Below are 2077 nucleotides of genomic sequence, written 5' to 3'. Positions count from 1 at the left end.
GGGAGAAATTGAGCCAGGCGAGTACTGGCGCTGCGACGACGACAGCGATGGTCGTGAATATCAGCAACCCCGCGGCGCACCGCAGCGCAGAGCGACGCGGGAATTTGGCGGACGGCGCCGCCAGCAGGATGATCGGCAGCAGGAACCAGCTCTGCATCGTCCAGAGTGATGTCAGCTCGATGCGCAGCAGCGGCGCGGTGAGCGGCGGCAGCAGCAGAAATACAGCCAGCATGATGGTGAGCATGCGGCGGTCGCCGTCGCGCGGCCACAGCGCGTCGAGGAATTGCCGGCGGCTGGGGCTGACGACGATGCCGTAAATGGCGAGCGGAAACAGCAGGTAGCCAACCGAGCCGGCGAGATAACCCGTAATTCCCATCAGCACCGCAACGACGGAAGGCTGGCCGTGCACGGTGTAGGCGTAATCGAATGTCTGGAATCCGGTGCGCCACAGCCATTCGACATGCGGCGCCATGGCGAGCAGCCCGACGGCGGCGGAGATCCATGGCGATGGCGATTTGAGATAGCGCCCCGCCTGCGGATGCGTCAGCGCGCCGATCACGATCCCGGCGATCAGATAGATCGAATAATATTTGCCGAGCATGGCGACCGCGACCGCAAGGCCCGCGGCGATCGACCACAATATCGTGCGGCTCTCGAACGCACGCAGGAAGCAATAGACCGCGAGCGGCCAGGTCGCGAGCAACACCGCATTGGCGTTAAATTTCTGACCGATGAATTGGTAGAACGGCGTCATCAGCAGAAGCAGCAGCACCATCGGCCGCTTGGCATCCGCCACGAAACGCTTGGCGATCAGGTCGGTGAAAAACAGGCCGAGCGCGGCCGTCAGCATCGCCAGCAGGTAGAACGCCCAGTCGGCCGCCGGGAAGATCGCAAACCACGCGGTGCAGATCAGCGCGCTCAGCGGCGGGTGCTTGTAGTACCCGGCCAGCGGGTGGCGGCTCCAGCTGAACACCTCGGTCATGTCGGAGTGGAGACCGATCGGCGCAAAGACGATGGTGTGGAACGCCGTCCACGCGACGACGAACAAGGCCAGCAAGATGAGCGTGGCGTTCTCGCTGTCGTGCCAGCGTGCAAAGGCGCGTTCGAGCATTCTTACGCGCCCCACAGCCGCGTCAGCGGTCCATTTTTACCGAACACCGGATCGCTGTCCGGGCGCGGCACGTTCGGGATGACCGCAACCGCTTCGTCGTGTTCGGGCTTGCTGCCACGGCAGAGATTATAGGTACCACCGGCCGGATAGCCGCCGATCACCAGCAGGTCGTGCGAACCCTCGAGCCGTTGATGTCCCGTGCCGGCCGGCAGTAGCGCAACGTCGCCGGCCTTTACCTCGATGACTTCACCCTTGTCGCCGCCGAACCGCACCTTGGCGCGTCCGCGCGCAATGCCCAGCACTTCGTGGATCATCGAGTGGTAGTGCACGTAGGGGAAAATGCCGTTGCGCCAGCTTCCGCGTCCCCAGCCATTCGCGTCGAACACGGCCTCGATGCGCTGCGCCGGATCGCTATGGCCGGCGAGATCGATGCCGCCGCGATAGACCAGCATCGGCCATGCCGGATTGTTGGGAATCCAGCCGTCATCGGCGAACAGAAAGGTGAGGGGCTCACCCGCCGCCATCGCTCAGGCGATCTTGCGCTTCGCGGAGTCTTTCGCAGCCCGCATCAGGTCGGCGAAGCGGCGGAAGAGATAATGACTGTCACGCGGGCCGGGTGAGGCCTCCGGGTGGTACTGCACCGAGAACACCGGCTTGTCCTTGAGGGCGATGCCGCAATTCGAGCCGTCGAATAATGAGAAGTGCGTCTGCTCGACATTCTTCGGCAGCGAGTCCTTGTCGACCGCGAAGCCGTGGTTCATCGACGTGATCTCGACCTTGCCGGTCGTGACATCCTTCACCGGATGATTGGCCCCGTGATGGCCCTGATGCATCTTCGCGGTCTTGCCGCCAACCGCGATGCCGAGCATCTGGTGGCCGAGGCAGATGCCGAAGATCGGGATGGAGCGGTCGATGAGGGAGCGGATCACCGGCACGGCATATTCGCCGGTGGCGGCCGGGTCACCG

At 64.0% G+C, this 2077-nt stretch carries 3 protein-coding genes; all 3 read right to left on the bottom strand.

Features of this window, described 5'->3' with window-relative positions; translation table 11 throughout:
* Positions 1–1111 (bottom strand): glycosyltransferase family 39 protein (locus JOY90_RS29290; RefSeq protein WP_291694577.1); only part of this gene is annotated, 1111 nt, incomplete at its 3' end.
* A gap of 2 nt (positions 1112–1113) precedes the next feature.
* Positions 1114–1635, bottom strand: coding sequence for a hypothetical protein (locus JOY90_RS29285; RefSeq protein WP_291694576.1), 522 nt, complete (start codon positions 1633–1635; stop codon positions 1114–1116).
* 3 nt (positions 1636–1638) lie between these two features.
* Positions 1639–2077 (bottom strand): gamma-glutamyl-gamma-aminobutyrate hydrolase family protein (locus tag JOY90_RS29280; RefSeq protein ID WP_291694575.1); only part of this gene is annotated, 439 nt, incomplete at its 5' end.

It is taken from the genome of Bradyrhizobium sp., assembly GCF_019242285.1.
Lineage (GTDB): Bacteria > Pseudomonadota > Alphaproteobacteria > Rhizobiales > Xanthobacteraceae > Bradyrhizobium.
Note: the sequence above shows the minus strand (reverse complement) of the source record. Positions and strands in the feature narration are given on the sequence as shown.